The organism is Jiulongibacter sediminis, assembly GCF_001306455.1.
Lineage (GTDB): Bacteria > Bacteroidota > Bacteroidia > Cytophagales > Spirosomataceae > Jiulongibacter > Jiulongibacter sediminis.
In genome coordinates this window covers 157,226-183,650 of record NZ_LGTQ01000013.1, presented here as the reverse complement: position 1 = coordinate 183,650, position 26,425 = coordinate 157,226, and the positions used below count along the sequence as shown (strand labels likewise).

28 protein-coding genes are annotated in these 26,425 nt (G+C 40.0%); 18 read left to right on the top strand and 10 right to left on the bottom strand.

Features of this window, described 5'->3' with window-relative positions; all coding sequences use genetic code 11:
- Window positions 1-28: 28 nt before the first annotated feature.
- The gene (locus AFM12_RS17235; RefSeq protein WP_055150873.1) at window positions 29-1,336 is read left to right on the top strand and encodes an MFS transporter; all 1,308 of its coding nucleotides are present in this window, start codon (window positions 29-31) and stop codon (window positions 1,334-1,336) included.
- On the opposite strand, the gene rluF is transcribed toward AFM12_RS17235, so the two are convergent.
- Window positions 1,333-2,049 carry a 23S rRNA pseudouridine(2604) synthase RluF gene (gene rluF, locus AFM12_RS17230; RefSeq protein ID WP_055150870.1) on the bottom strand — a complete coding sequence of 239 codons (717 nt, stop codon included), beginning with the start codon at window positions 2,047-2,049 and terminating at the stop codon, window positions 1,333-1,335. The two genes, AFM12_RS17235 and rluF, sit on opposite strands and share 4 nt — an antisense overlap.
- Window positions 2,050-2,064: 15 nt before the next feature.
- A complete protein-coding gene (locus AFM12_RS17225) occupies window positions 2,065-2,613 on the bottom strand; it encodes a DinB family protein (protein ID WP_055150867.1) in 549 nt (182 codons plus the stop codon).
- A 220-nt stretch (window positions 2,614-2,833) separates the two neighbouring features.
- Here AFM12_RS17225 and AFM12_RS17220 point away from each other — a divergent pair, with 220 nt between their 5' ends.
- The 3 genes from AFM12_RS17220 to gmk all read left to right on the top strand — a co-directional run bounded on the left by AFM12_RS17220 (window position 2,834) and on the right by gmk (window position 4,461).
- Window positions 2,834-3,430: a sigma-70 family RNA polymerase sigma factor gene (locus AFM12_RS17220; protein WP_055151247.1), complete on the top strand. Its 597-nt coding sequence runs from the start codon at window positions 2,834-2,836 to the stop codon at window positions 3,428-3,430.
- Window positions 3,431-3,462: 32 nt separating this feature from the next.
- Window positions 3,463-3,780, top strand: a complete 318-nt coding sequence (locus AFM12_RS17215; protein ID WP_055150864.1) for a hypothetical protein — start codon at window positions 3,463-3,465, stop codon at window positions 3,778-3,780.
- An 81-nt stretch (window positions 3,781-3,861) separates the two neighbouring features.
- Complete coding sequence (gene gmk, locus AFM12_RS17210) at window positions 3,862-4,461, top strand: guanylate kinase (RefSeq protein WP_055150861.1); 600 nt, start codon at window positions 3,862-3,864, stop codon at window positions 4,459-4,461.
- 1 nt (window position 4,462) lies between these two features.
- Here gmk and AFM12_RS17205 read toward each other — a convergent pair whose 3' ends face one another.
- The 3 genes from AFM12_RS17205 to AFM12_RS17195 are packed head-to-tail and all read right to left on the bottom strand — an operon-like array spanning window position 4,463 to window position 6,526.
- On the bottom strand, window positions 4,463-5,641 hold the full coding sequence (locus tag AFM12_RS17205) for a hypothetical protein (RefSeq protein WP_055150858.1): 1,179 nt from the start codon (window positions 5,639-5,641) through the stop codon (window positions 4,463-4,465).
- 6 nt (window positions 5,642-5,647) lie between these two features.
- Window positions 5,648-5,902, bottom strand: a complete 255-nt coding sequence (locus tag AFM12_RS17200) for a T9SS type A sorting domain-containing protein (RefSeq protein WP_229308528.1) — start codon at window positions 5,900-5,902, stop codon at window positions 5,648-5,650.
- A 39-nt stretch (window positions 5,903-5,941) separates the two neighbouring features.
- Window positions 5,942-6,526, bottom strand: coding sequence for a Maf family protein (locus tag AFM12_RS17195; RefSeq protein ID WP_055151244.1), 585 nt, complete (start codon window positions 6,524-6,526; stop codon window positions 5,942-5,944).
- Between the two features lie 86 nt (window positions 6,527-6,612).
- On the opposite strand from AFM12_RS17195, the gene AFM12_RS17190 reads away from it, so the two are divergent.
- From AFM12_RS17190 to AFM12_RS17150, 9 genes are all read left to right on the top strand, one after another.
- A complete protein-coding gene (locus AFM12_RS17190; protein WP_055150852.1) occupies window positions 6,613-7,080 on the top strand; it encodes a MarR family winged helix-turn-helix transcriptional regulator in 468 nt (155 codons plus the stop codon).
- Complete coding sequence (locus tag AFM12_RS17185; protein ID WP_131458441.1) at window positions 7,070-8,260, top strand: lipase family protein; 1,191 nt, start codon at window positions 7,070-7,072, stop codon at window positions 8,258-8,260. The genes AFM12_RS17190 and AFM12_RS17185 overlap by 11 nt, the downstream gene beginning before the upstream one ends.
- A 55-nt stretch (window positions 8,261-8,315) precedes the next feature.
- The gene (locus AFM12_RS17180) at window positions 8,316-8,630 is read left to right on the top strand and encodes a Dabb family protein (protein ID WP_055150846.1); all 315 of its coding nucleotides are present in this window, start codon (window positions 8,316-8,318) and stop codon (window positions 8,628-8,630) included.
- Between the two features lie 2 nt (window positions 8,631-8,632).
- A complete protein-coding gene (locus AFM12_RS17175) occupies window positions 8,633-9,928 on the top strand; it encodes a YncE family protein (protein ID WP_055150843.1) in 1,296 nt (431 codons plus the stop codon).
- Window positions 9,929-10,014: 86 nt separating this feature from the next.
- The gene (locus AFM12_RS17170) at window positions 10,015-11,217 is read left to right on the top strand and encodes an ROK family transcriptional regulator (protein WP_055150840.1); all 1,203 of its coding nucleotides are present in this window, start codon (window positions 10,015-10,017) and stop codon (window positions 11,215-11,217) included.
- Window positions 11,218-11,281: 64 nt separating this feature from the next.
- Complete coding sequence (locus tag AFM12_RS17165; RefSeq protein WP_055150837.1) at window positions 11,282-12,205, top strand: aspartate carbamoyltransferase catalytic subunit; 924 nt, start codon at window positions 11,282-11,284, stop codon at window positions 12,203-12,205.
- The gene (locus tag AFM12_RS17160) at window positions 12,205-12,711 is read left to right on the top strand and encodes an NADH-quinone oxidoreductase subunit C (protein ID WP_055150834.1); all 507 of its coding nucleotides are present in this window, start codon (window positions 12,205-12,207) and stop codon (window positions 12,709-12,711) included. Before AFM12_RS17165 ends, AFM12_RS17160 begins: the two co-directional genes overlap by 1 nt.
- Window positions 12,711-13,202: a metallophosphoesterase family protein gene (locus tag AFM12_RS17155; RefSeq protein ID WP_055150831.1), complete on the top strand. Its 492-nt coding sequence runs from the start codon at window positions 12,711-12,713 to the stop codon at window positions 13,200-13,202. The genes AFM12_RS17160 and AFM12_RS17155 overlap by 1 nt, the downstream gene beginning before the upstream one ends.
- Window positions 13,203-13,237: 35 nt before the next feature.
- Window positions 13,238-14,737, top strand: coding sequence for a hypothetical protein (locus tag AFM12_RS17150; RefSeq protein WP_055150828.1), 1,500 nt, complete (start codon window positions 13,238-13,240; stop codon window positions 14,735-14,737).
- Here AFM12_RS17150 and AFM12_RS17145 read toward each other — a convergent pair whose 3' ends face one another.
- Entirely contained in the window at window positions 14,738-14,962 is a 225-nt protein-coding gene (locus tag AFM12_RS17145) for a DUF2905 domain-containing protein (protein WP_055150825.1), read from the bottom strand. It lies immediately after the preceding gene.
- 35 nt (window positions 14,963-14,997) lie between these two features.
- Complete coding sequence (locus tag AFM12_RS17140) at window positions 14,998-15,372, bottom strand: hypothetical protein (protein WP_055150822.1); 375 nt, start codon at window positions 15,370-15,372, stop codon at window positions 14,998-15,000.
- A gap of 169 nt (window positions 15,373-15,541) precedes the next feature.
- Between AFM12_RS17140 and AFM12_RS17135 the strand changes: the two genes are divergently transcribed.
- Together AFM12_RS17135 and AFM12_RS17130 are read left to right on the top strand one after the other, a co-directional pair.
- Entirely contained in the window at window positions 15,542-16,765 is a 1,224-nt protein-coding gene (locus AFM12_RS17135; protein WP_055150819.1) for a PAS domain-containing sensor histidine kinase, read from the top strand.
- Window positions 16,737-17,789: a response regulator gene (locus AFM12_RS17130; protein ID WP_055150816.1), complete on the top strand. Its 1,053-nt coding sequence runs from the start codon at window positions 16,737-16,739 to the stop codon at window positions 17,787-17,789. Before AFM12_RS17135 ends, AFM12_RS17130 begins: the two co-directional genes overlap by 29 nt.
- Here the strand turns inward: AFM12_RS17130 and rsmA are convergent.
- Window positions 17,778-18,551: a 16S rRNA (adenine(1518)-N(6)/adenine(1519)-N(6))-dimethyltransferase RsmA gene (gene rsmA / locus AFM12_RS17125; protein ID WP_055151241.1), complete on the bottom strand. Its 774-nt coding sequence runs from the start codon at window positions 18,549-18,551 to the stop codon at window positions 17,778-17,780. The genes AFM12_RS17130 and rsmA overlap by 12 nt on opposite strands.
- A gap of 71 nt (window positions 18,552-18,622) precedes the next feature.
- On the opposite strand from rsmA, the gene AFM12_RS17120 reads away from it, so the two are divergent.
- Window positions 18,623-21,826 (top strand): PAS domain S-box protein, encoded by a 3,204-nt coding sequence (locus AFM12_RS17120; protein ID WP_055150813.1) that lies wholly within the window; start codon window positions 18,623-18,625, stop codon window positions 21,824-21,826.
- 191 nt (window positions 21,827-22,017) lie between these two features.
- Window positions 22,018-24,402, top strand: coding sequence for a T9SS type A sorting domain-containing protein (locus AFM12_RS17115; RefSeq protein ID WP_165492359.1), 2,385 nt, complete (start codon window positions 22,018-22,020; stop codon window positions 24,400-24,402).
- Window positions 24,403-24,449: 47 nt separating this feature from the next.
- Here the strand turns inward: AFM12_RS17115 and lysM are convergent, their stop codons facing one another.
- The gene (lysM, locus tag AFM12_RS17110; RefSeq protein ID WP_055150808.1) at window positions 24,450-24,893 is read right to left on the bottom strand and encodes a peptidoglycan-binding protein LysM; all 444 of its coding nucleotides are present in this window, start codon (window positions 24,891-24,893) and stop codon (window positions 24,450-24,452) included.
- Window positions 24,894-25,043: 150 nt separating this feature from the next.
- Between lysM and AFM12_RS17105 the strand changes: the two genes are divergently transcribed.
- On the top strand, window positions 25,044-25,541 hold the full coding sequence (locus AFM12_RS17105) for a nuclear transport factor 2 family protein (protein ID WP_157687454.1): 498 nt from the start codon (window positions 25,044-25,046) through the stop codon (window positions 25,539-25,541).
- A gap of 2 nt (window positions 25,542-25,543) precedes the next feature.
- Here AFM12_RS17105 and rfbA read toward each other — a convergent pair whose 3' ends face one another.
- Entirely contained in the window at window positions 25,544-26,404 is an 861-nt protein-coding gene (rfbA, locus tag AFM12_RS17100; RefSeq protein ID WP_055150802.1) for a glucose-1-phosphate thymidylyltransferase RfbA, read from the bottom strand.
- Between the last annotated feature and the right edge of the window lie 21 nt (window positions 26,405-26,425).

Here is a 26,425-nt window from a genome sequence, read left to right as displayed (position 1 = left end):
CAGACCTTTTCAAATCTAACCCTACCCCATGGAGTTTCTGAAAAATCAGAAAAAAGTGATTAACGCCTGGTGCATGTATGACTGGGCAAACTCAGTTCATAATCTGGTAATCACCTCAGTCATTTTCCCCATCTATTATCACGCTACTGCGGTTAATAAAGACGGTGGTGACATGATTAATTTTCTCGGTTTTGACGTGAATAATGATGTCGTATATTCTTATACACTTTCAATAGCTACACTGATTTTAGTTGTGCTAAGCCCGATTCTGACTTCCATCGCTGATTATAGTGGCCGAAGAAAGTTTTTCATGAAGTTCTTCTGCTATCTAGGGTCAGCCAGCTGTGCTTATTTCTACTTTTTCACTAAAGACAATATCACCATGGCGGTTATTGCCTTTGGTCTTTCACTGATTGGCTGGGGTGGTTCCGTGGTTTTTTACAATAGTTTTCTACCGGATATAGTTACGGAGGATCGTTTTGATAAAGTCTCGGCCAAAGGCTTTTCCTACGGTTACGTGGGCTCGGTTTTATTGTTGATTTTCAATCTGGCCATGATTATGAAGCCTGAGCTGTTCGGTCTTACTCAGGCAGATTCTGACTCCGGCTTTACCTCCAGAATCGCCTTTATTACTGTTGGTGTCTGGTGGGCACTTTTCGCTCAGATACCCTTTTATTATTTACCAAAAGATCAAAAGACCAATAAATTCAAGTTTTCCTGGATAGCACAGGGCTTTAAAGAATTGAAGACAGTGTTTAAAGAGGTGAGAACGATGCCTCTTTTGAAGCGTTTTCTAGCAGCCTTTTTTGTCTATGACATGGGAGTGATGACCGTTATTTATGTTGCTGCTCTATTTGCTGACAAAGAACTACACATTCCTACTCAGGGACTGATCATTACTATATTATTAATTCAATTAGTTGCCATTCCAGGTTCTTTTTTGGCCTCATTTTTCTCAAAAAAATTCGGAAACACCATCGCCCTGAGAATAGAAATTGCCATATGGGCTACAGTACCACTGGCTGCTTATTTTTGCACCACGGCAGAACAGTTTTATGTAATTGCCGCAGTGGTTGGATTAGTTATGGGTGGAATTCAATCACTTTCCAGGTCAACCTACGCTAAGCTAATTCCTGAAAATACAACGGATACAGCCTCTTACTTTAGTTTCTACGACGTTAGTGAGCGTCTTGCAACTGCTTTAGGTACATTCCTTTTTGGTTTTATCATTCAACAGACCGGAAGTATGAGAAACTCAGTTTTACTGATTTTGGTACTATTTATTATCGGCTTCGCTCTACTAATCAGAATTCCATCAAAGCATATTTATGACTAATTAAAAGTTTTGGCGGACCCAGCCGTTAGCCTGTTAATCTCTGCCAGTTCTTCTTTCGTAAAATACCGCCACTTACCTGTGGGAATATCCAGTTTGATATTCATAATTCTGACTCTTTTGAGCCTAGTAACACGGTAATCAAGATACTCGCACATTCTCCGTATCTGACGATTCAATCCTTGAGTCAAAACAATTTTGAATTCGAAAGGCCCAATTTTTTCTACCTTACATTTTCGGGTAACGGTATCCAGTATAGGCACACCATTACTCATTTTGTAGATAAATTCGCGGGTAACCGGCTTATTGACCGTCACCAGATATTCTTTCTCATGATTATTTCGGGCCCGTAAAATCTTATTGACCATATCGCCGTCATTGGTTAGAAAAATCAAACCCTCGCTTGGCTTATCAAGTCTTCCTATTGGAAAAATACGTTTAGGATGATTGACAAAATCAACAATATTGTTTTTCTCAACACGAGTATCAGTAGTACACACAATACCAACAGGCTTATTCAAGGCAATATAAATGAAATCATCCTTCGGTTTTGAAACAAGCTTACCGTCAACTGCCACCTCATCTCCATCAGCGATTTTTGTCCCCATTTCAGGCACCTTTCCGTTAATTGTCACTCTCCCCTGCTCTATTAACTTATCGGCCTCACGGCGAGAGCAGTAGCCTATTTCACTCAGATATTTATTTATTCTGGTCATAACCAACCGATAAGCTTATAATTCCGTATTTAAGGCACTACCCAAAAGTGGGTAATAACGTTCTTTTACAACCTGTTGATGATGAATAGGATGACCGCAAATCACAAAGCCAAGTGCCATTACACTAATTTCAATGCCATTTGCATTTCCCTTTTTCTGTAACATTTCATCCGAAAAAGAGTCAAAAAGATGCAGCGTAGAATTTCTCAGAACCGTCCATTCCTCAAGAAGTTCATCCAATGTTCTGACTGAGGGATCTGAACTGGCAGCATACTCGTCTTCTGCAAAGCCGGGCAACTGACCTTTTTCATTTCTGGCAAAGCAGAGTGCTCTGTAAGTCATGATTCTTTCTGTATCAATCATATGTTGTATGATCACCTTGATTGTCCATTTACCGGGAGCATAAACCTGATCACCAAGAGCATTCAAAGCCGACAAATCAGACAAGATGACAGCCGGGCTGTAATGCCTTAAAGCCGTCATAAGTGGCATATCGTCCACTTTACGGATGTAGCGATCAAAGAAATTCGGCAATTCTGGCATATCAGACCATTTTGTACTCATAAGGTATTGTTTTTGACGTTTTGAGAATTACAAAGATGCGGAATTGAGGCCATTAATCATGAAAAAAAGGCCATTCGTAGAAAATAGATGTATATACATTTGTTTTACAATCATTTGTAACTATCTTCGAATAAGAATTAGATGTAGATACATTAAATACACTTTATCAACATCCGCAGGTTTAGATGAAAAAGTGACTAACTTAGAAACAGGAAACGACATGGAAGCAGTATTGGAGAAAAAACCGACCTACAGTGACACCGAACGATACGGCATATTTAATTCTGAATTTATGCCTCACATTGACTCGATGTACAACTTCGCTTATCGCCTGACAAACGACGAAGATGACGCCAATGACTTGGTACAGGATACTTATTTAAAGGCATTTAGATTTATTAATTCATTTCAAAAAGGAACCAACGCGAAGGCTTGGCTGTTCCGAATCCTGAAAAACTCTTTCATTAACGACTATCGTAAAAAGAGTAAGGAGCCTGCAAAGGTTGATTATCAGGAAGTAGAGACCATTTACAACTCCGCCGATGAGCCTCAATACAACGGTACGGTGGATTTGAGAACAGAAATGGTTCAAGACCTGATTGGTGATGAAGTAACACGGGCACTTAACGGGCTGCCGGTAGACTTTAGAACGGTGATCATCCTTTGTGATATTGAAGGTTTTACCTATGAAGAGATGGCCAAGATTTTGGACATCCCTATCGGAACGGTAAGGTCCAGATTACACAGAGCTCGGAACTTATTGAAAGAGAAGTTGCGTTCTTACGCTACAAACATGGGATACAAGGAGCTGCGGTAGTTCTTTGATTAAATGATTAACTTTTTTTTGAAATGAGTGAGGAATTAAAGGATGGCCTGAAACATCATTGTGAAAATCATGAGCGATGTATGGAGATGATCCAGGCAGTTTTAGACGGATCAGCCACCCCTGAAGAGATGCAGCATTACAAAACAGAAATGAACCGATGCCTGCCGTGTATTGAAGGAGAAGAACTTCAAAAAAGTATAAAACATGCTTTGAATGCTAAAATTGAGAAGAAGTGTTGCCCCGAGCAGACGATCTCTCAAATTAAATCAAAGCTCTCAGTGGCTTCGCTACTTTTGCTATTGCTGGTAGCCGAAATCAAGCTGATTGACATTTATTTCTGAAATAGAACTTGGTAATTCCTGAAATCCATCGAAATCCGTTTCGATGGATTTTTCTATTTTTGCACCTCAAAAAAAGTACTCATGGGTAAAGCCATTATTTTCTCGGCACCTTCCGGATCAGGAAAAACCACTATCGTAAAGCACCTTTTGGCAAACCGTGACGACCTTGGGTTCTCCATCTCTGCATGTACCAGAGATCGCAGGGGTAGAAATGAGATTGATGGAAAAGATTACTACTTCCTGAGTATTGAAGACTTCAGAAGACGTATAGACGAAGACCAGTTTGTGGAATGGGAAGAAGTATACCCTGGTGGCTATTACGGCACATTAAAGTCTGAGGTCAATCGACTCTGGAACGAGGGTAAAAACGTCATTTTCGATGTCGATGTTAAAGGTGGCTTAAAGCTCAAAAAATACTTTGGTGACAAAGCCTTAGCCATTTTTGTGAAAGTACCTTCTGAAGAAGAACTCGAAAAAAGATTAAGAGAACGCGGCACCGAAACCGAAGACAGTCTCTCAAAAAGACTTTTCAAAGTTAAATTTGAGATGACTTTCAAAGACCAGTTTGATGTCATTTTACTCAATGACAATCTGGAAGAATCACTCGAAAAGGCGGAGAAGCTTTACGACTCCTTCAACAACGAAGAGCTAGAACTCAAAGAAAAGCCGACTGAAGTCTAGGTTACTTGACCCAATAAAGCTCAAGTCCAGCTTTAAGTAGGGCCGGGCCGGTGGACAAACCGCTTGCGATGTAGGCATCAACCAGCAAATCGTTAAATAATTGCTGCTGAAGGCCTAATCCACCCCCTAAGAAATGATTTGAAAACTTCTCGAACTCCCAATACTGACGTTTCACCTCTATAGAACCAGACTCTACTGAAGCTTCGCCGAAAAGATAGATTCCATTGAGGAAATTTTGATTTTTCTTTATAGCAGATGAAGCATAGTATCTTATTTGGGCGGCACCCAAAAAAGCTACAATTTGATTCAAATAAGGCTTTTCAGAAACCTCGCTTACACTATCAAAATCGTTAACATCATAGTATTTTGCTCGAGACATTAAGCCACTAACCTTTGCCAAACCGCTGAAATATGATTTTCCGATGTTTTGCTCGTAAGCAATTTTGGGGTGGAAAAACAATCCTTTCTTTGAAAAAGCGAAAACATCATCGAGACCTATTCTCAGTAACTTATTTCGATCAAAAGATGGTTTATAATAGGCCTGAATATTCTTATAAAAGTCAGTACTCAAAGCAATTGGGATAGTGAACCGATTATAGGATCGGATCATTGGACTGAAGACACTTTTCAGTTGGATACTGCTTCCATTGACTGCAACTTTCTCATCCAGGCTTTCTATACCGGCAAAAACACCAAAATCAACGATTCCGAAACTCTGGCGACCATATTCAAAACCAAATCCATTATTCGGAAGAAATGGCCGATTGGTAATAAAAAACTCAGTATTCCAGACTGTTGGCTCTTCTCCCTTTGGAACACCGCTACGGCCACTTAAATACGCAACTGCCCCGAGATAAGCCGCTGTAAAATTGGGAACACCTGAGCCAGTCACTGGCTCAAAGTAGCGGCGATAGGCTAAAAAAGGAAACTTAAATTCCATTTCGTTAATCGTCTGGCCAGCAGAAGCCTCAATGCCCAAGCGAATGGCATTTTTTGAGTTCAACAGGATTTCCGTTTCTGCATTAAAAAGACCGCTTGTACTGCTTTCGAAATTAAAATCAGCATTGAAAGTTGCCGCGGCTTTAAGTAGAAATCTAGGTTCAGGTTTAGAATTCTGTATCTGTGAGAAAACAAGAGGGGAAATCAGTAATAGATAAAGAAGTGGGAGGCGGCTTAGCATAAAAAATCAAGGTTGGTAACCCAATACTATCTTTTTTGACCGGATATAATCGTCTTGATTTACAATCACGAAATAATTGCCGTCAGGCAGACCGGCGAGGTCAAAATCATGAAGTCCCTTGTCATGAACAGCCTCCTGCAGAATTTTGCCAGGCAGGTTTTGCAATTGAAAGTGCGTTTCTGGTCCTTTGGGTACTTTTACGTAAACCTTGGCGTCCTCCTCATTGAGATAAATTACGATATCGTCTTTTCTGTTCATCATCGCAAAGATGCAATGCGTTCATCAGAAATCAAGAAGGTTTTAGGAATTCCATCGAATATAAGGTTGCAGGGCCTGATACACTTTATGAACCGGCAAACCCATCACTGTGTAGAAAGAGCCCTCAAGTTTTGAAATCTTCGCCATTCCAATGAAATCCTGAATACCATAAGCCCCGGCCTTGTCGAAAGGTTTACAAGTTTTGATATAATAGTCAATCTCCGCATCACTTAATTCCTCAAAATTGACAAAGCACTCGTCTGAAAAACTATTGACCTCACCATTCACTTTAACCGAAACTCCCGTAATTACTTTATGTTGGTTACCGGAAAGTGTTTTAAGCATCATTGCCGCCTCCGAAACATCGATCGGTTTGTTCATTATTTCGCCATTAAGAATCACTACGGTATCAGAGCAAAGCACGATTTTGTCATTATATTCATCTCCGAATTCGTTGACCTTTTGAGCTGATATATAAGAAGCCACCTCTCCTACTGGCATGGACTCTGAAAAAGACTCATTTGTTGGTTTCACCTCCACACTAAATTGAAAACCAGCCTTTTCCAATATTTCCTTCCTTCTCGGAGAGCCCGAGCCCAGCACTAATGGCTTGGTTAACATGATCATATTCAGAACGTTTTTAAATTTTCGACCGTTAAATATCTGTAAGTGCAATTAATGTAATTACAAATAAGTAATATCTTTGCAAAGTTATGACATTAGAAAAGGACATTAAACAGACCAAGCCTTTCAAGTCACAGATTGAAAGATCTTTGGTAAATATTATGTTCACAAACAACTGGGTTTGTGATCGACAATACAAGCTATTAAAAAATCACGGCCTCACTATTCAACAATACAACGTTCTCCGTATCCTCAAAGGTCATCATCCTGAACCCATTACCATCAATGGGATCATAGACCGAATGCTGGATAAAATGTCAAACGCTTCGAGATTGGTTGATAAACTTCTTCAAAAAGGATATGTTGCCCGCACTTACAGGGCTGATGACCGTAGGGCCTGTGATGTAACAATTACAGAAGAAGGGTTAGAGTTTATCAAAAATGTCACGTCAGAGGTAGAAAAGTACGAGAAAAGTATATCAAACCTTAGTGAAAGTGAGTTAGAACAATTAAATAGTCTACTCGACAGATTTAGATGTTCTGATCATGATGCATAAATTTCGCCCTTTTATTCTTCTCTCTCTCAGCTGGTTTTTCCTTATTTCATGTGAGGATAAGAATATTGAAAACCAGGAAAACGTTTTTCTTCAGGAAAGTTCGCTGGAAGCCGCTTACAGCCTTGAAGAATGGAAAAACTTCTTAACGAGTAGTTTTGGACAAAATGCGGATCAGGTTCTGATTTTCGCTCAGTCAGGTATAGAGCAGTACAAAATTACATACCTTACAGAAGATCTCTACGGACAACAAGTTCTGGCCTCAGGTGCGGTGGTAGTACCTACTGACATCTCCGGAGCAATAGCCTTGGCTAGTATACAGCATGGTACTCTTTTTAATGAACAAGATGCTCCTTCTTATTTCAACCCGGGCTCTGAGTCGCTTATGGGCTCCTTTTTTGCATCAACTGGCATTTTGATAGGAATGCCGGATTACGTCGGATATGGAGCATCAAAAGATTCTGACCACCCTTACGAACACCGTCAGGGACTTGCGAAAGCTAATGCCGATTTCATTCAGGCCGTTCGCGAGTTTATGCGGGAGAAAAATCTGGAATGGAATAACAAGCTTATGCTGGCCGGCTACTCAGAAGGTGGTTATGCCACTATGGCTACCCACAAGTACCTGCAGGAAAACCTAAGCAATGAATTACCCGTTACCATCTCCATTTGTGGTGCCGGAGCCTACGACAAAACTGGTAGTTTTGATCTGTTGATCAATGAACCCAGCTCAGGAGACATTGGGCATAACAGGTCGTATTTATGGGTTCTGGACACCTATAATAAAGCTTACAATCTCAATTTGAACTATTCCGATATCTTCAAAGAACCCTGGGCATCAGCCATCAAAGCTCAGGGGTATATTACTCAAATAGACACCAGCTTAAATGCGATTTTAACCGAGCAATTCATAAATGATTATAATAATGGATTGCTTACTGATTTAATTGACGCCCTTGCAGATAATGACGTGGATGATTGGAAAGCCAACGCCCAAATCAGGCTTTATCATGGTGATGCTGATCAGTATGTGCCTTATTCAAACTCAGTATCTGCCGAGCAAAAAATGAAACTCAAGGGAAGTAATATTCAACTTTTCACTGAAGAAGGCGGCACACACGGTAGCACTATTGGTAGCTATATTTTCGGAGTCCTTGAGCTTTTTACCGTGAACAAAGGTTAGGGTTCTTTGTAATTCATTGAGACTGGTTATTTTTGTGAAAACTTAAACCCAAACCATGTCAATACAAAAAGGATTTGTTCACACTGTTTTTTTCTGGCTTAAAGAGAAAAATAACGAAGATCACCAAAAGGGCTTACACGCCGGATTACTTAAACTTGCCGAAAATGAATTGATAGCCACTGGTTTCGTTGGCCAGCCAGCTGATACAAACAGAGAAGTGATTGACTCTTCTTATGACTTTTCCATCACTTTTATTTTCAAAAACAAGGCAGATCAGGATGCTTACCAAACTCACCCGAAGCACCTTGAGTTTATTGACAATTGTTCGCAATACTGGCAGAAAGTATTGGTTTACGACGCCGAAAGTTAATCATGCTTAAAAGACTCGCCTTTTCCCTTTTTCTCTTTTCAGGTTTTATCGCTTCGGCTCAAAACATCATTTTTGATGCAAAAGGCCTTCTGTTTTTGACAGATGCAGACATGTCTGCTTTCAGTATCATGGATGGTAACCTCCGTAAAATGGAGGACTCAAAAGACGTCATTTCTACTCTGGAGTTCCCTTTAGATTATGGAGATCCCGGGCAAATAAAAACCGACAAGGCCTCAAACTCTATATTCAAAGAGGCAAAAAACATCTGCTTCACTTCTGATCAAAAACTGGCCTATGTTCTGGAAACTAAAGGTGAAACGGCATATGATGACACCAGTTATGAAGACATTGAAGAGGAGTTCCCTGCCGGACGGTATGTAACTGTAATTGACGTTACTGACCTCAAAAAGCCGAAGTCTTTATACCGCTTTCCGGTCGGGAGAAATCCTTCTTCCATCTCTATTGACCCATCCGATAAATACCTCGCTATTGCTACTGAAGAGTATGGCAAAGAAATTCAGCTTTACGAACTTGATAACAGTGGAAAGCCGGTCAGAGTTATTAAAAAGCCCAGTGGACTTCCTCCGGGAAGAATCGTTGAAATCAAATGGCACTCCAGTGGCAACTTCCTGATTTACCTTAATCAGGATGAGGCTGATCTTGGTATTATTGAAGTTCACAGAGATGGCCCAACACAGCAGATTATAAGACTTGAATTATACGGCGATCCGGTAAAGATTGGCGGTATGCCTACCAAAGGAGAGTTCACACCGGATGAAAAATATTTCATTGCCCTTGACAAGAAGAAATATAAAACCGACATGGAGAACCGCTCAAAAGGCGAGCTCTTTGTTATCAAACTTAACCTTGAGGATAGAGAAACTAATCACTACCTGATCTCAAAAGCTGAGGTCGGCGAAAATCCATGTAATTTTGACATTCACCCTTCCGGAAACTACATCGTAGTCAACAATCTGGAGCACTCATTTATGCCACCGGAACATTATATGGATGACGGGGAATCTTCTTTGACGGTCTTAAGCCTGAGTTTTGATGGTATACTTGAAAGTATCAAAACCCAGAAAATTGATGGCATATTACCGTCTTCAGCCATTTTTGACAAAAACGGGCAAAATCTTGCGGTTTCTATTTTTCAATACCTCACCTTCGGTTACTCTTTCGGAGGAATTGAGTTTTATAAGTTTGATCCAAATGCTAAAAGTGTTTTAGAGCTTCAGAAAGGTAAAATTTATGTACCAAGAGGGGCACATAGTTTAAAAGCTATCATGGAATACTAGCTTTTCTTTAAAAACTTTAAAAATATCGGGTATTAATCAGCTTCCATCGGTAGATTTGGACTGCACTTTTTAAGATTATTGAAATAATGCCCTCAGATCCTCTTTTTGACTCCCAGGAATCACTGGTTGACCGAAAAAAAATCCTAAGCTATACACGAATCTTAAACCACCTCTTTGAGCATGGGAGTAACTCTATTGCCAAACTGGCTAAAGAAATTCATACCAGTGTGCCGTCGGTTACAGCAATGCTTGACGAATTAAAACAGCATGAGTGGGTCAGGGAGAAAGGAGCCTCAAAAACCAAATCAGGTAGAAGACCGGTTAATTATGGCATAAATGGGTCAAAAAAAGTTGCTTTGGTTCTTGATATAAACCTTTATGAGACCAATTTCATTTTCATTAACCTCAATAATGAAATCATTACCAAAACCTCTTTTGAGATAGATCTTGAGAAAGAAACTTACCTGAAAGAGATTATCCGTGAGGTAGATCAGCTTCTTAAAATAAATGATCAACCCTGGGCCATTGGTATCTCTGCACCAGGTTTGATTGAAACAGAAAGTGGTTTAAACTATACTCATCAAAACCTCAATAAAGAGAATAAATCACTTGCTTTGGTTCTGGAAGAAAAGTATAAACTTCATGTTTTTAATATCAATGACACAAGGGCCTCTTTGCTAGGCGAGCATCATTATGGCCTTGCTCGTAATAAGAAGAATGTACTGCTTGTGAATCTCGACTGGGGTGTTGGTTTAGGCATTTTGCATAACGGCCAAATTGTAGAGGGAGCAGCCGGTTTTGCAGGTGAACTTGGGCACGTACAGGTTTATCCTGATGGAGAGTTATGTGCTTGCGGTAAAATAGGCTGTTTAGAAACTGTGGCCTCGGCATCTACCATCGTTAGAAAAGCTAAAGCAGGTCTGAAAGAGGGAAAAGCAACTTCTCTGAATCAGGAAAACAAAGACCTGTTTCTTTCAGATGTCATTGCCGCAGCGATTAATGGCGATGAATTTTCAATTGACATTATTTACGAAGTGGGGCGTGAACTGGGAAAAGGCCTGGCTATGGCCGTTCATCTTTTTAACCCGGAAACTATTATTATTGATGGCATTTTGAAAAATGCCGGTGACCTCATCGTTTCTACGGTTAAGCAGTCAATCAATAAATACTGTTTAGTGCCTTTTAAACAGAATCTGGATGTCATAATTTCCCCTCTGGGCGATGATGCAAAAGTTTATGGAACCAAGTCCTTCGTTTTTAAGAAGATGATGGAGTATTACGCGAACTAAATCTTCAGTAAAAGTTCGGCTGCAAAGCCTAATTCAATTACCTTTGTGAAACTTTTCGTACCCGATGCAAGCACTCAGCACCCGGCACTTATTGGGCATTAAACACCTCCAGACCTCTGACATTCAACTCATTCTGGAAACAGCAAAGGAATTTAAGGAGGTCATCAACAGGCCTATCAAAAAGGTTCCTTCCCTCAGAGACATTACCATAGCCAATGTCTTTTTTGAGAATTCAACAAGAACAAGACTCTCCTTTGAACTTGCAGAAAAGAGACTTTCCGCAGATGTCATCAATTTCTCATCGGCTTCAAGCTCCGTAAAAAAAGGAGAAACGCTACTGGATACGGTAAACAATATTCTCTCTATGAAAGTAGACATGGTGGTCATGAGGCACAGTAGCCCTGGAGCACCTGTTTTTTTGTCTAACAAAATCAAAGCGAATATCGTAAATGCCGGGGACGGAACACATGAGCACCCCACTCAGGCTCTTCTGGATGCCTACTCAATGCAAGAGAAAGTGGGTGATCTAACGGGTAAAAAAGTGGCCATTATTGGTGACATTCTTCATAGCAGGGTGGCTTTGTCAAATATATATTGTCTTCAAAAGTTAGGTGCTGAAGTGATGGTTTGCGGACCAAGCACACTCATTCCTAAACACCTTCCTAAACTTGGAGTGAAAGTAGGACATAATGTAAAAGAGGCTTTGGCCTGGTGTGATATAGCAAACGTTTTGAGAATTCAGCTGGAGCGACAGCAAATCAAATATTTCCCCTCATTGCGTGAATATTCTTTGTATTTCGGAATTAACAAAGCCATGCTCGATGAGCTGGATAAAGATATAGTCCTTATGCACCCCGGCCCAATTAATCGGGGAGTAGAACTGAGTAGTGATGCGGCAGACTCAGATCAAAGTATTATTCTCAATCAGGTAGAAAATGGTGTGGCCGTACGCATGGCCGTTCTGTATTTACTAGCTCAAAAAAACTAATGGACTTTTCAGCTTTTGAACATATCGCTGCAGCTCTTCAAAACAAATTTGGAGAAGAGATTTTTGATCAAATTAACTCAGAAGCTGTTCAGCCCTATGTGAAGTTGAAAAAAGAATATCTTCTTCAGGTTTGCTCTTTCCTTTATAAAGAACCTGAATTCTATTTTGATTTCCTGAACTGCATCTCAGCAGTGGATAATGGACCCGAAACCGGTACTCTGGAGCTATGGTATCACATGAGCTCTATCCCTAATGAAAAATCCTTCATTATCAAGGTTACCGTTCCAAGGGGAGATGATCACAATTTACCCGAAATAGATTCCCTTACTCCTATCTGGAAAACAGCCGACTGGCATGAAAGGGAAGCTTTTGACCTGGTAGGTGTAAAATTCAATCAACACCCGGACCTCCGCCGGATTCTTTTACCAGCTGACTGGAATGGCCACCCGCTCAGAAAAGATCATGTAGAGCAGGAGAAATATCACGGAATAAAGGTTAAATACTGATGACCGTCATTGGGCTCATCGCAGATACCCACGGTTTTTTAGACCCCTCCATTGCCGAGCATTTCAAAGACTGCGATCAAATTTGGCATCTGGGAGATGTTGGTCATGAAAGTATTCTGGATAAGCTCAAAATAGACAGAGCAGTATATGGCAATATTGATTCTAAAGAAATTCAGTGGAAATTGCCTGAAAATGAGATAATAGAGCTGGAAGGTCTTCGTTTTTTACTTACACATATTGCCGGTAAACCTCCGCGGTATAATAAAAGAGTCAGAACGCTTATTGAAGAATTTAAACCTGACGTTATTATTTGCGGACATTCCCATCAGGAAACGGTTAAAAAAGACCGTGAAAACAGGATCGTTTTCCTGAACCCTGGAGCAGCCGGCAAGCAAGGTTTTCATAAATACAGGCATATCATGAAAATTGAAGTGGAAAATAAAAAAATCACTAATTTGGAGCTAATTAAGCTTGGTAAGAAATCAGTCTGATTTTCAAATCGCTGATTCTTAAAATAAACTACTGAATGTACCGAATAACCCGTTATTTCATCTCAATAGGCAAACTGGCTACAGTACTACTTTTGGTTTTACAAGCTTCTCCTTTGCTGGCTCAGCTTACCACTCAAAAGAGGGTAAATTTTGAGATGAATACCAGTGAAAATGATGAATTCAATGTCATTTCATTTGAGGAACGCGGATTAGTAGTTCTTAATACCAAAACCAACAATTTTGGGCGTGACCTTGACATTAATTTTCTAAAATTCAATACTGAGCTGGAAAACCAATGGAGAAACCAGTACAAGCCAGGTTTTTTGTTCCGATTGCTCAGGTATTTTGAAACCGAAAACTACCTCTTCTGCCTTTTCAGAGAAGATGATAGCCGAAACATCAATGTCCTTAGACTTGACATCAATACCGGTGATTATGTGGTTACTGAAACAAAGCTTTTGACCAATATGGACATTGACCTTTTTAAGGTTATCAAAAGTAAAATTCTTATCGGTGGCCGGTATAATGACCGTCCGGTAGTGGAGATGATCAATCTTTTTGCCCAGACCGGCAAAGTACTGCCAGAAATACACTCCAATAATATTAAACTCAATAATATTGAGGTCAATGCCAACGAGGAGCTGGTTTATGTGATGCTCAAAAACACTAGAAACTGTAAAATGCTTCTCAAAGTTTATGATTACGACGGCAAGCTGATTGGCAAAGAAACATTAGGAGAGAAAAACAAACTTCCGTTAAACGGCAAATTGATCAAAATACCAAACGGTGACTTCGTTTTAGCCGGTAATTATGCGGATAACTGCTCAGACTACTCCGTCGGTTTTTACACGTACTCACTCTCAAGAAATTCTGAGACGCAATTCTATGATTTTGTGGATCTGAAAAACTTTCTAAGCTATATGCCCGAAAAACGGCAGAACAGAGTGAAAAGCAGAATCAGCAGGAAAAATCAAAAAGGGAAGGACTTCAAACTTCGTCAGCGACTCCTAATTCATGAACCAATTAAAGGAGAAAACGGAATGACAATGCTGGCCGAAGTGTTTTACCCCGAGTACAAAAATTATAATACCGGTCTTCTTCCTATCGGAAGAAATTATCGCTGGGGCTCTAGCAGCTATTATGCGTTTAATAATTTCAGGTATACCCACGCCCTTATTCTTCATTTTGATGCCAATGGAAAACTGGAGTGGGACAACAGCATTGCCTTGAACGATATGCAGAGTCGTACGCTTGACTATAAAGTACAGCTCTCAAACGTGGGGGAAGATAAATATATCGTTGCCTACCCAGATGAGGAAATCATCAAAACCGCTATCGTAAATGGGAGTTCAAAGACGCTGGCCGATCTGCCGGTGGATCTTGAAAATAAGAATGAAAGAATTCTAGAAACGTATCAAAGTGAACTGGCCTCTTGGTATGACCATACTTTTGTGGCCTATGGCATTCAGAGTATTAGGCAAGATGCGACGTACTCAAAAGACATCTTCTATCTGACCAAATTGAGTTACGAATAATCAGAAAAAGCGTTTGATAAGGTAGAGTACCAGATTGAGCAGGAGGCTCAATAGAATCATCGTCGCTACAGGGAAGTAAATCTTGGTATTTCCATTTTCATAACGAATATCCCCCGGTAATTTCCCAAGCCAGTTCAGCTTATCACATAAAAAATAGACAAGACTACCAACCACAATCAGGATGAGCCCGCCAATGATCAGATACTTTCCGAGATTTTGATTCATGATAATTTACTATGCAAAGAACAAAGTAAATAAGACTATGAGTTAGTGCCAAAATCTTTCAAAAGCTCGCCGCCTTTTATGTTCTGATAGTATAAAGACCAGGCAGAAGTAAAGCTGGTTTCAATGAGCGAACTCCCCATTTTACGATAAACAGTGGCTTTAAGACCTAGTTTTTTATCAAAGGCTTGTTCCAGATCATTAATGGACATGGCAGGTTCAATAGCAAAACCTTTCCCTAAAGATTCTTTACTAAAGCTCCCCAAAAGTTTGTTTTCATCACGGCCATTGAGAAGCTTTCCTTTTCTGTAGAGCTCAAGCTCAAGAAACGGAAAAAGCGTCTTAAAGCTCTGCTTCAGCTCTTTAAGGCTCAGGCTGTCGTTAATGATAAGTTGGTTACTGATTACTCCCATCTCCACGTTAGTTCAAAAACAAAGGTGATTTAAATAAAGGATCATAAATATGAGGTTGGTCAGAAATGCTTTAAATCAGAAAACTCGTTATAACTTCAGGCAAAATTCTGATTAAAGTCATATTTTAATGCTTGGGGCAAAACCAATTTGCACCTTCTGAAAACCCATTATGCCTGAGAGTCATCAATTCGAAACAATTTTTGAATACGCCAACGAGGCAATTCTTATTACCGATAAAAGAGGTTTTATCAGGCGTGCCAATCCTGCTGCCAGAACACTTTTTGGATACGAATTACATGAATTAAATGGCCAGCGGATAGAAACCTTGGTCCCGTCCAGATATCGCAAAGATCATTCTGAGCATGTTTCACATTATCACCAGCATCAAAAACCCCGTTCAATGGGTGCTGGTATTGATCTTTTCGCCACACGAAAAGATGGCACTGAGTTTCCTGTTGAAGTAAGTCTTAGCCCTTGTTATTTTGAAGACGAGAACATGGTGGTTGCCTTTGTTATTGACATTTCTGAGCGAAAGAAGAATGAGGAACAGGCAAAAAATTATCAGCTTTTACTTGAAAAAGAAGTAGAAGACAGAACTTTGATCCTCAAAGAAGCCATCTCAAATCTGGAAGAGACCAAAAAGAAACTGGATCAATCCTTAAAAAAAGAAAGGGAGCTTAATCAGCTCAAATCCAGATTTATTAGCACAGCCTCTCATGAATTCAGAACCCCGTTGGCCACGGTCCTTTCCTCGCTTTCATTGGTTGAAAAATATACATCAATAGGAAAGCCCGAAAAGGTAAACCGACATATTGATCGCATTAAAAAATCGGTCAGAAACCTTACCGAAATACTTGATGACCTACTTTCTGTCAATAAAATTGAAGAAGGTAAAGTCATTCTTGCACCGCATGATTTTGAGCTTATCACCTATCTTAAGGACATGGTGGCCGAAGTCAATATCATTTCCAAGAAAGGCCAATCTATCAAACTTGAAACGCCGGACTTTGATAAACTAATGATTTATCAGGACCCAAAGCTTTTGAGACATATCGTTTTAAACTTACTCTCAAATGCGATTAAATTTTCAAATGAAGGAACCCAAATTGAGCTAAAAGCTTCGGAAGAGGAGAATACACTTTTTATCGAGATACAAGACCGGGGGATTGGAATTCCGGAAGAAAACATGGAAAACCTCTTCACCCGATTTTTTAGGGCAGATAATGCAGGGCAAATTCAGGGAACCGGTCTAGGCCTTTCTATAGTCAAACAGTACAGCGAGCTTCTTGGTGGTGACGTCACCTGCCAGAGTATTATAAATCAAGGAACTAAATTTGTAGTCAGCATTCCCAAAAACTTAACGAATGAAAAAAATACTATTAATAGAGGATAATATCGAAATCCGAGAAAATACGGCAGAAATTCTGGAGCTGGATGGTTATGAAGTAGAGGTTGCCGAGAATGGCAAAACCGGAGTGGAAAAAGCTTTGAAGTCTAATCCTGATTTGATCATTTGCGATATAATGATGCCGGTTTTAGATGGATACGGGGTGCTTCATTTACTCTCAAAAAACCCACAAACAGAGGCCATTCCTTTCATCTTTTTAACAGCTAAAGCCGACAGGGGTGACTATCGCAAAGGCATGGAAATGGGTGCTGATGACTATATTACCAAACCTTTTGAAGACGTAGAACTCCTGAATGCCATTGAAAGTCGTTTCAAAAAGCAAGGTCTCATGGATAAAAAATATGAGAACATGAAAGGGCTTGAACAGCTGGTTAAAGACGTTGGTGGGGATGAAGACCTCAATAAACTCAAAGAGAGCAGAGAGAAAAGAACTTACAAGAAAAAAGCCGAAATCTATAGAGAAGAAGACCACCCTTTTTACCTGTTTTACCTGGAAAAAGGACGTGTTAAAACCTATAAAACCAATGAAGACGGCAAAGAGCTGATTGTGGGACTTTACTCTGCGGGTGACTATTTTGGCCATGCCAATCTCATGACCGAAACACCTTATACGGAGTCTGCTTCGGCTATTGAAGATTGCGAGGTATCACTTATTCCAAAATCTGACTTTAATGACCTGCTTTACAAAAACAAACAGGTATCTCAGAAGTTTATCGGAATACTTTCTAAAGAAATCAAGGATAATGAGGAGCAGTTAATAAAACTCGCCTATAACTCTGTAAGAAAAAGAGTATCTGAAGCCCTCATTAAGTTTTTTGAGCACATTGATGAAAGCGAGGCTGCCAGAGGAGTTAAAATTAGCCGGGAAGATATTTCAAATGTGGCCGGTACCTCTCTGGAAACAGCCATCAGAACACTTTCAGATTTCAAAGACGAAAAGCTGATTGAGATTACCTCAGGTAGAATTAAAATTCTGGAACATGAAAAGTTAAAAAACTTAAGAAATTAAGTTCGTCAGGGTCACAAAATCCTGATAGGTTAATTGCTCAGCACGTTTATCAAGCAAAGGGTGTTCAAAGTCAATGCCCAAAGGCTTAAGAGCGTTGTTGAGCTTTTTTCTTCTCTGATTAAACCCGGTTTTCACCACCGTAAAAAACTTTTTCTCATCACAGGCAAGCTCTTTATTCTCATTCCTGACTAAGCGAATTACTCCTGAATCAACCTTAGGAGGTGGATTAAAAGAACCGGGCGGTACAGAAAAAGCGTATGAAATATCATAATAAGCCTGAAGAAGAACGCTTAAAATCCCATAATCTTTATTCCCCGGCCCGGAGGCTATTCGCTTAGCTACTTCTTTCTGAAGCATACAAACCACTTCTTCTACCTGGTCCTTATCTTGCAGAACTTTAAAGAAAATCTGAGATGAAATATTATAGGGGAAGTTCCCGATGATCGCCATTTTCTCATTATTCTCAAGTTCCAGCTTTTTTGACGTCCACATTTGAAGAAAATCCTCGCTGAAGACCTTTCCTTTTAACTCCGGGTAATGCTCATTGAGATACTCAACAGACTCACTATCAAGCTCCACAACGTAGGTATTGACATCCTCCCTTTTGAGTAGAAACTGAGTTAACACACCCATTCCCGGACCTACCTCAAGAGCCTTTAAATACTTCCCATCAGGCTGAAGCAAATTCACAATTTTCTTTGCGATACCTTCTTCCTTTAAAAAATGCTGTCCGAGGTGCTTTTTAGCTTTTACCTTATTCATTGATTTATCCACTAAAATGGGCTCAAAAATAGCCATTAATTGTTAGTTTTAGAGCTTTTAAAACCGAATGCATGCCCACCAGTAAAGCCATATCTCAGTTTGATCATCTACAAGACCTCATCGACAATACTTCGGAAATTGTGATGATGCTTGATGAAAAACTAGGTTTTCTATTCGTCAATCAGGCTTTTAGAGAAACTCTCGGTTTTACCGATGATGATTTGCCCAAAATGAATTTTGAGGACATCCTGCATCCGCAGTTTAAGCAGGAGGTAATGATTAAGCTCAAGGAGGTCACCAATGGCCATAAGGTGCCTGAGTTTATGATGGTGGTTCGGAACAAGGATAAAAAAAGGCTCTACCTGCAAGGTGAAATATCCTGCCGATTTGAAAATGGGAAACCGGTAAATTTCCGATGTCTCTTCAGGGATATCACAATGCGGAGGCGTGCTGAGCGGGCTCAAGATTTATACTATTCCATTGCTCAGGCAAACCTGAACGCTAAAGACCTCAAAGAATTTTTAAAACGGGTTCATGAAGAGCTGCAAAAGAAAATTTATGCCAATAACTTTTTCGTAGCCATTTATGACGATGATAATGGAATGATTGAGTTTCCTTACCGGGTAGATGAGCACTTCCCTACTCCGGAGGATGACCGCCGTAAAATCGGGAATGGTATTGTGGAGTATGCTATGCTTCAGAACAAGCCACTCTTATTTTACAAAAAAGAGTTTGAGGAGTTAGTTAAAAAAGAAAAGCTCTTCCTTTACGGCAAACTTCTACCTGAGGTTCAGGTTATTGTCCCTTTAAAAGTTGAAAACCAATTCAATGGTGTTATCGGTATAAAATCATACTCTGACGCCACCAAGTTTAGCAGCCGAAATCTTGAGTTATTAAACTTTATCTCAGGGCAGGTGGCTTTGGCATTGGTTCGGAAGAAATCACAGGAAGAACTTCGCCTTCAAACAGCCAGATTAAATGCCGTTTTTGACAGTAGCTCTCACCTTATTTGGACTGTTAACAGCAAACGTCAACTCAGTTCATTTAATAAAAACTACTCAAACCTCATTGAAAGTAAGCTAGGCACGCCGCCTGAGATGAATGTCACCATTGAAAAATACGGATGGAAACTCATTTCGCCAGACGACAGACCTTTGCTTCGTGAAAAATACAATCTGGCATTTGAAGGAAAACCCCAACATTTTGAAATGCACTGGGGTACTCCTGACGACTGGTACGAATTCTACCTTAACCCCATTCTTTCGAAAGAAAATGGGCAGATCACCGAGGTTTCCGGTATTGCAAGAGACATTACTGTCAGAAAAAACGCCACCATTTCTATTCAGCAAAGTGAGCAGAAATTCAGAAACATTATTGAGTCATTCATTGATATCTACTACCGAACTGACCTTGCAGGAAATGTAACCATGATCTCTCCTTCGGTAGAACTTCATACCGGTTACAAACTTGAGGAAGTAATGGGCAATAAGGTGGATAAGTTTTTTGAAAACGCCAACGACAGCTCGAAAAACATCAAAACTCTCCTTAAAACGGGTAGCATCACCAATTTTGAGGTTACAGTAAAACGGAAGGATGGCCAATTGCGGGCTTTCATGCTGAACATCAGAATGATCAAAGACAAGAAAGGCATACCTACCGAAGTAGAAGGTATAGCCCGTGATATTTCTGAACTAAAAAGAAGTGCAGCAGAGCTTCAAAAAGCCAAAGAAGAGGCAGAACACTCACTAGCCGTTAAAGAGCGTTTTTTAGCCAATATGAGTCATGAGATCAGAACCCCGATGAACGGGGTCATTGGTATGCTGGATGTTCTCAATGAAACCGAGCTTCAGGCTGAACAAAAAGACTATGTAAATACCATTCGGAAGTCTTCTCAAACATTACTTACTATTCTCAATGATATCCTTGATCTGTCAAAAATAGAGGCTGGTAAAATGGAACTCCATCCTGTCATTTTTGACCTCAAGGAGGTGCTTAAAACGTTGGTTTCGCTCTTCCATCAAAAGGCTTTTGAAAAAGGGAATACCATACGATTTGAAATAGCCCATGAAGTTTCAGATTATTTTGTCGGGGATCAGACACGTCTATTACAAATACTCTCAAACCTTACCTCTAATGGTCTGAAATTCACTGACAACGGCGAAGTAATAATTAAAGTTTCTTTAAAAGAAGGCCCAACAGCACCAGGAAACCTCCTTTTTGAGGTTATAGATCAGGGAATTGGAATTTCAGAAGAGGATCAGCAAAAGCTTTTCAATGCTTTTCAGCAGCTTGATAATTCAACAAGCAAGTCTTTTGGAGGCACAGGTCTTGGTCTGGCAATTTCCAGAGAACTCTGCCGAAAAATGAATGGTAAGATGGGAGTGAAATCTAAAATTGGTGACGGAAGTAACTTCTGGTTTACTGTTGAGTTGGAGGTTTCAGATAAAGCTCCTGAAAAAGACGAGCAAAAAGCTGGTGAAATACAGTTAACCAATTATTTCAAAGAGCTCACCCCAAAACTCCTTCTGGTAGATGATAACTCAGTGAACCGCAAAGTAGCTTCTGAGATATTACAGCGTGCCGGATGTGAGGTTGCACAGGCTGACTCTGGTAAGAAAGCCATTGAAATTTACTCTGAAACTCCTGACTTTAACCTCGTCTTAATGGATATTCAAATGCCGGAGATGGATGGGATTCAAACCACGGCAAAGTTGAGAGAGTTATTTGGAGATAAGTTGTCACCAGTTATCGCTATGACGGCCTACTCTATGCAAGATGACCGAGAGAAGTTTCTCAATAGCGGTTTTGATGGTTATGTTTCCAAACCTATCCGAGCTAAAACGTTGATCCTGACGGTAGAGGAAATGATTCATACCGGGAAGCAAAGTATTCGCAGCAATTCAAAGAAGCCGAAAAATGATAATAAAGTACTGGCTGATGATATACCTGCCTTTGATATAGAGATCATTGGTAGCCTCAAAGAAATGGTCGGTCAGGAAATGCTCACGAGTGTTTTTCAGGATTTTGAAAAGGAAGCAAAAGATCAAATTCAAAATACCATTGACGCCTATAAAAAAAATGATGTGGTAACAATTCAAAAAGAACTGCACACCCTGAAAGGCAACTCCGGAACCATCGGCCTTATGCGTATTCATGAGATCGTGAAGGCGATTGAAGTACCTGCTAAATCCGGAAACCTGGAAGGTTTTGATGAAAAATTTGCAATTCTGGAGAAAGAATTCCTCGACTTTCAGAAAGAATACACGTCGATTTAGCCTTTAAAAGCCTGATTTTATTAGATTTGTTCTACAATCTCATTGTTAGATTGTCAGGAAAAAAGTGAATCGATAACATGTTAGGTCTTTTTGGGCGAGCCTATGGCTTGGGTCTAATCCTACTTTTCTGTGCCCCGGCGTACAGTCAATTAAACTGCGACGTCTCCTCAATATCATCATCTGAAGAACAGATGTTGACAGAAATTGTTCGTTCTTTTTCAAACAAAAAAGCCCGTAAAAGTAATTATAGCCTTGCCGTAAATGCTGTAATTTTTCACCCTGACAACTCTCTCTCATCTTTTGACAACCAAGAAGTTGTACAGCTAATAAACCGGGCAAATCTTTACTTTTCCACCATTGGTTTAAGCTTTTATATTAAAGATGGCTTTGTCAATCACATCCATAATTCTGTCTATCAGGATTTTCATTTGAGTGAAGAGCAGGCATTAAGAAAAACTTATGATAAGTCAGATGCTATCAATATTTACTTTGTTAAATTAATAAGCAGAGAAGATGGCTCCGCCTTGAATGGATACACAAGCCTACCCACCTACTCTTCAGGAAGCAACCGATTGATGTTTAGCTACCTCGAAAACTCCGATGAAGATTTTGAAATACTACGGGACAAAACCTTCCTTCATGAACTTGGACATTATTTTGGTCTTTTACACACCTTCCAAAATAGTGGTTCATCTGATATTGAACAACGAGAGGTGGTAACCCGTGGAATTGGGGCCAACTGTGCGTACACGGGAGACGAAATTTGTGATACCCCAGCTGACCCTTTTGAACGGTTCACCAATGTTTCAGTCTTTAATTGCTCCGATAGCTACCCGGAGACTTTACAGGATAAATATGGGATGACCTTTCAGCCGGCTTACGACAATCTGATGTCTTACCATTTGAAATGCGGGAATGTTTTCACGGAGCAACAATACCAGCGAATGGAAGCCTCTTTGGCTATTCGTTTGTCGCCTAAGGCAGAGTATCAGCTCACAGAAGCAGATCCGAATTTTGTGGCCGTAAAACCCTTAGAATCAAAAAGTTTTTGCCAAGGAAACCTGGTCACAGTTTACCTGTCAAAAAGTGGACTTTTTAAAGCAGACAACTTTTTCATGGCGGAAATATCCGATCAATATGGTGGCAATTTCAAAAGCATTTCAGCCACTCTTTACGAAGACAGTATACAAATAAAACTACCCGAAAACTTACCAACAGGCAAAGCCTATCGTGTCAGAGTGTCATCTACGTCACCTGCCGTAGTTGGTTTCCCTTCTGAAAATTTTGAGGTAAAAGCCGGAGGAAAAGTCACAATAGAAACCCTCGATGAGGCAGTTCAAATCGGTCAGACGGCCAGACTGAAGGTAAACCTCACTGGAAGCGGCCCATGGAATTTCAAATTATCCAGCGGAGAGAACTTTGTGGATATAAGAACCAATGAGCTTTTAATCGGCGTAACTCCTGAGAAAACACAAAACTACTCGATTACTGAAGTTTCACAATTATGCCAAACCGTCTTCTCTAATAATCCGGTAACGGTTAATGTAATAGAGCCCGCCATCACCATTCAGGATTACATCAAAAAAACAATATGTGAGAAAAGCATAGTAAATGTTCCTGTGAAGGGCTTACTACCGTCCAGAATAAGCGAATATAAAATAAAGCTGAGCAATGGCTCTAAGGATTACTTGATACAACCAAGCCTTTCAAGCACATCATTAAATTTCAAACTCCCCAATGAGATTAATGGTGGACAAGGCTTTGACTTAAAAGTAATTGGAGAGGCCATTGAAGACTACTCCTTGCCGGTGAATGTAAGTATTGTGAATAAACCCGGGCAACCTGCGATAATATCTCCTGTGCAGTACTGTTTTAATGAAAAATCAGATCAATTACATGCTGAAGGGACAAACCTCAAATGGTATTTTGGAGAATATGATTCACAATCATCCTCGCAGTTAAATCCTGTCACAACTGAGTCCGGGATTAAACATTATTACGTTTCACAAACAAACGATTTTGGCTGTGAAAGCGAACGAAGCAAAATAGAGGTTAAGGTCCTGCCACCTGTTACAGCAAGTATATCAGGTCAAACAACAATAGTAAGTGGAGATTCAGCTCAACTAAGAATTAATCTTACCGGCCAGGCTCCCTGGGAGATTTTACTTAATGACGGCTCAATAATAGAAGCTGAGAATTCTCAATTTGCCTACTACGTAAAGCCAAGCAATTCCACAACGTATTCGATAGTGGAGTTTACCAATAATTGCGGCAAAGGTTTTGCTTCAGGCGAGGCTAATATTCAGGTCATTATACCTTTGTCGGCATCTATTGAAGAAAGTGAAAAGTTTCAAATTTTCCCAAACCCTGCCAGTCATTTCCTCAAGATAAAACTCGCTGAACCTTATTCTGAAAATACTGTCGTAAAAATCTTTGACCTGAACGGCAAACTCGCCTTTTCAAAGTCAATAGCACTCAATAAACAGGAAGCCACATTCAAACTGCCAAAACTTACAGAAGGCATTTATTTCTTTGAAACAGAAGGTACCAAAAGGAAAATTTATATCAGACAATAAAAAAGAGAGCCTTTCAGCCCTCTTTCCATAAATCATATTGGTATTTCTCAATCCAAAGGTGGAATTCTCAACACCTGACCAGGGTAAATTTTATCCGGGTCAGTAAGCATTGGTTTATTAGCCTCAAAAATCACCATATACTTGTTGGCATCGCCGTAGTATTTCTTTGCAATTTTGGATAACCAGTCACCGGACTCAACGGTATGATATTGAGCTTCAGGCTTAGGATCGGCTACTTCTAATTGGTTGTCAACAGAAGCTACACCTTCTACGTTACCGACGGCTATAGCAATTTTCTCGGCATCTTCCTGCTGAGCAACTTCACCTTGTAGAATTACTTTATCTTCAGCAACCTTGATAGTTAGCTTTTTAAAAGGCAAGCCCAGACCTTGAACGTGCGAAAGCAGAGCTTGGGCTTTTACTTCCGGTTCTTTTTCTGTTGAAGGAAATATTTTTTCACCTACTCCCTTCAAAAATGACATTAATCCCATAGTTTTTTTGTTTGATTGTGTAAAAATTTGTCTTTACAAAAATAAACTTTCTATGCACATTAGAGTCTTGAATTATAATTAATTAAGTATTAATTCATAATAATTTGAAACGTATATAGTTAAACAAGGATGAAACCAATAATCATACTGATGCTCTTCTTATTGAGCAATCAAATCTTAGCCCAGTCTGAAGAATCCGGAATTTTGAAAACAGTCAATGACTTTCTTGATGGGGGGACTAATGGTAACGTTTCACAGTTTCAGGGAGCTTTTGTCCCGGATGCCGTGCAACGTTCCATTGGAAAAAACGGGACAGTTATAGGAATGACTGTGGAAAGCCTGGCCTCGAAACTAAAACCAGGCCAAACAATGGATCGTCAAACAAGAATTGTTTCCTGGAGTTACGCAGGCATTTCTGCCATCGCAACGACAGAGACCATTTACCCAACTTCAAAAATTGTTGACTACCTGAATCTTTTGAAGATTGGTAATGATTGGAAAATCGTTACACGGGTTTATTCCAGAATTGAGTCTGACGAATCAATAACCAGCTCGGCTGGCACAAGCTCGACAGCGGTTAGTAAACCTGTATCTACTCCTGCACCAAAGAAGAAGAAGCCTGAAGTGGTGATCGACGACGGCTGGTAAGATTAACCAACGATTTTTAACAGGTATTCTCCGTAACCGGATTTCACCAAAGGGGCAGCTATTTCTTTTAGCTGCTCTTTGTTTATATAACCCATTCTATATGCAATTTCCTCTATACAACCGATTTTAAGACCTTGCCTTTCTTCAATCACCTGAACAAACTGCCCAGCCTGCATCAATGAAGCAAAAGTGCCGGTGTCTAACCACGCAGTACCTCTGTTCATAACGCCTACACTAAGTTTACCCTCCTGAAGATAAACTTTATTGACATCCGTAATTTCAAGCTCACCTCTTGGAGAAGGCTTTATATTTTTGGCAATTTCTACCACGCGGTTGTCATAAAAGTACAATCCTGGAACAGCATAATTACTCTTGGGTTTTTCAGGCTTTTCTTCAATTGAAAGAGCATTGAAGTTTTCATCAAACTCTACCACACCATATCTCTCAGGGTCATGAACAGGATAAGCGAAAACAGTACCTCCGTCAGGGTCGGCACAAGATTGAAGCAGTTTACTCAAACCGGAACCATAAAAAATATTATCTCCCAGAATAAGAGCCACACTGTCATCACCAATAAACTCCTCACCAATAATAAAGGCCTGAGCTAATCCATCCGGGCTTGGCTGCTCGGCATAAGATAATTTACACCCAATTCTGGAACCATCACCCAGCAGTTTTTCAAAGTTTGGAAGGTCATGAGGAGTAGAGATGATCAAAATCTCATTGATCCCTGATAACATCAGGATCGAAAGCGGATAATAGATCATTGGTTTGTCATAAACCGGCATAAGCTGCTTACTAACCGCTAATGTTAAAGGATGTAATCTTGTTCCTGATCCTCCTGCTAAAATGATTCCTTTCATGGTGTTTTGTTGCTTTCGTAT

What these genes read in the sequence shown, in the direction of transcription:
- AFM12_RS17235 (WP_055150873.1), top strand. Translation starts at nt 29, where the DNA reads ATGGAGTTTCTGAAAAATCAGAAAAAAGTGATTAACGCCTGGTGCATG.
- rluF (WP_055150870.1), bottom strand. Translation starts at nt 2,049, where the DNA reads ATGACCAGAATAAATAAATATCTGAGTGAAATAGGCTACTGCTCTCGC.
- AFM12_RS17225 (WP_055150867.1), bottom strand. Translation starts at nt 2,613, where the DNA reads ATGAGTACAAAATGGTCTGATATGCCAGAATTGCCGAATTTCTTTGAT.
- AFM12_RS17220 (WP_055151247.1), top strand. Translation starts at nt 2,834, where the DNA reads ATGGAAGCAGTATTGGAGAAAAAACCGACCTACAGTGACACCGAACGA.
- AFM12_RS17215 (WP_055150864.1), top strand. Translation starts at nt 3,463, where the DNA reads ATGAGTGAGGAATTAAAGGATGGCCTGAAACATCATTGTGAAAATCAT.
- gmk (WP_055150861.1), top strand. Translation starts at nt 3,862, where the DNA reads ATGGGTAAAGCCATTATTTTCTCGGCACCTTCCGGATCAGGAAAAACC.
- AFM12_RS17205 (WP_055150858.1), bottom strand. Translation starts at nt 5,641, where the DNA reads ATGCTAAGCCGCCTCCCACTTCTTTATCTATTACTGATTTCCCCTCTT.
- AFM12_RS17200 (WP_229308528.1), bottom strand. Translation starts at nt 5,902, where the DNA reads ATGATGAACAGAAAAGACGATATCGTAATTTATCTCAATGAGGAGGAC.
- AFM12_RS17195 (WP_055151244.1), bottom strand. Translation starts at nt 6,526, where the DNA reads ATGATCATGTTAACCAAGCCATTAGTGCTGGGCTCGGGCTCTCCGAGA.
- AFM12_RS17190 (WP_055150852.1), top strand. Translation starts at nt 6,613, where the DNA reads ATGACATTAGAAAAGGACATTAAACAGACCAAGCCTTTCAAGTCACAG.
- AFM12_RS17185 (WP_131458441.1), top strand. Translation starts at nt 7,070, where the DNA reads ATGATGCATAAATTTCGCCCTTTTATTCTTCTCTCTCTCAGCTGGTTT.
- AFM12_RS17180 (WP_055150846.1), top strand. Translation starts at nt 8,316, where the DNA reads ATGTCAATACAAAAAGGATTTGTTCACACTGTTTTTTTCTGGCTTAAA.
- AFM12_RS17175 (WP_055150843.1), top strand. Translation starts at nt 8,633, where the DNA reads ATGCTTAAAAGACTCGCCTTTTCCCTTTTTCTCTTTTCAGGTTTTATC.
- AFM12_RS17170 (WP_055150840.1), top strand. Translation starts at nt 10,015, where the DNA reads ATGCCCTCAGATCCTCTTTTTGACTCCCAGGAATCACTGGTTGACCGA.
- AFM12_RS17165 (WP_055150837.1), top strand. Translation starts at nt 11,282, where the DNA reads ATGCAAGCACTCAGCACCCGGCACTTATTGGGCATTAAACACCTCCAG.
- AFM12_RS17160 (WP_055150834.1), top strand. Translation starts at nt 12,205, where the DNA reads ATGGACTTTTCAGCTTTTGAACATATCGCTGCAGCTCTTCAAAACAAA.
- AFM12_RS17155 (WP_055150831.1), top strand. Translation starts at nt 12,711, where the DNA reads ATGACCGTCATTGGGCTCATCGCAGATACCCACGGTTTTTTAGACCCC.
- AFM12_RS17150 (WP_055150828.1), top strand. Translation starts at nt 13,238, where the DNA reads ATGTACCGAATAACCCGTTATTTCATCTCAATAGGCAAACTGGCTACA.
- AFM12_RS17145 (WP_055150825.1), bottom strand. Translation starts at nt 14,962, where the DNA reads ATGAATCAAAATCTCGGAAAGTATCTGATCATTGGCGGGCTCATCCTG.
- AFM12_RS17140 (WP_055150822.1), bottom strand. Translation starts at nt 15,372, where the DNA reads ATGGGAGTAATCAGTAACCAACTTATCATTAACGACAGCCTGAGCCTT.
- AFM12_RS17135 (WP_055150819.1), top strand. Translation starts at nt 15,542, where the DNA reads ATGCCTGAGAGTCATCAATTCGAAACAATTTTTGAATACGCCAACGAG.
- AFM12_RS17130 (WP_055150816.1), top strand. Translation starts at nt 16,737, where the DNA reads ATGAAAAAAATACTATTAATAGAGGATAATATCGAAATCCGAGAAAAT.
- rsmA (WP_055151241.1), bottom strand. Translation starts at nt 18,551, where the DNA reads ATGAATAAGGTAAAAGCTAAAAAGCACCTCGGACAGCATTTTTTAAAG.
- AFM12_RS17120 (WP_055150813.1), top strand. Translation starts at nt 18,623, where the DNA reads ATGCCCACCAGTAAAGCCATATCTCAGTTTGATCATCTACAAGACCTC.
- AFM12_RS17115 (WP_165492359.1), top strand. Translation starts at nt 22,018, where the DNA reads ATGTTGACAGAAATTGTTCGTTCTTTTTCAAACAAAAAAGCCCGTAAA.
- lysM (WP_055150808.1), bottom strand. Translation starts at nt 24,893, where the DNA reads ATGGGATTAATGTCATTTTTGAAGGGAGTAGGTGAAAAAATATTTCCT.
- AFM12_RS17105 (WP_157687454.1), top strand. Translation starts at nt 25,044, where the DNA reads ATGCTCTTCTTATTGAGCAATCAAATCTTAGCCCAGTCTGAAGAATCC.
- rfbA (WP_055150802.1), bottom strand. Translation starts at nt 26,404, where the DNA reads ATGAAAGGAATCATTTTAGCAGGAGGATCAGGAACAAGATTACATCCT.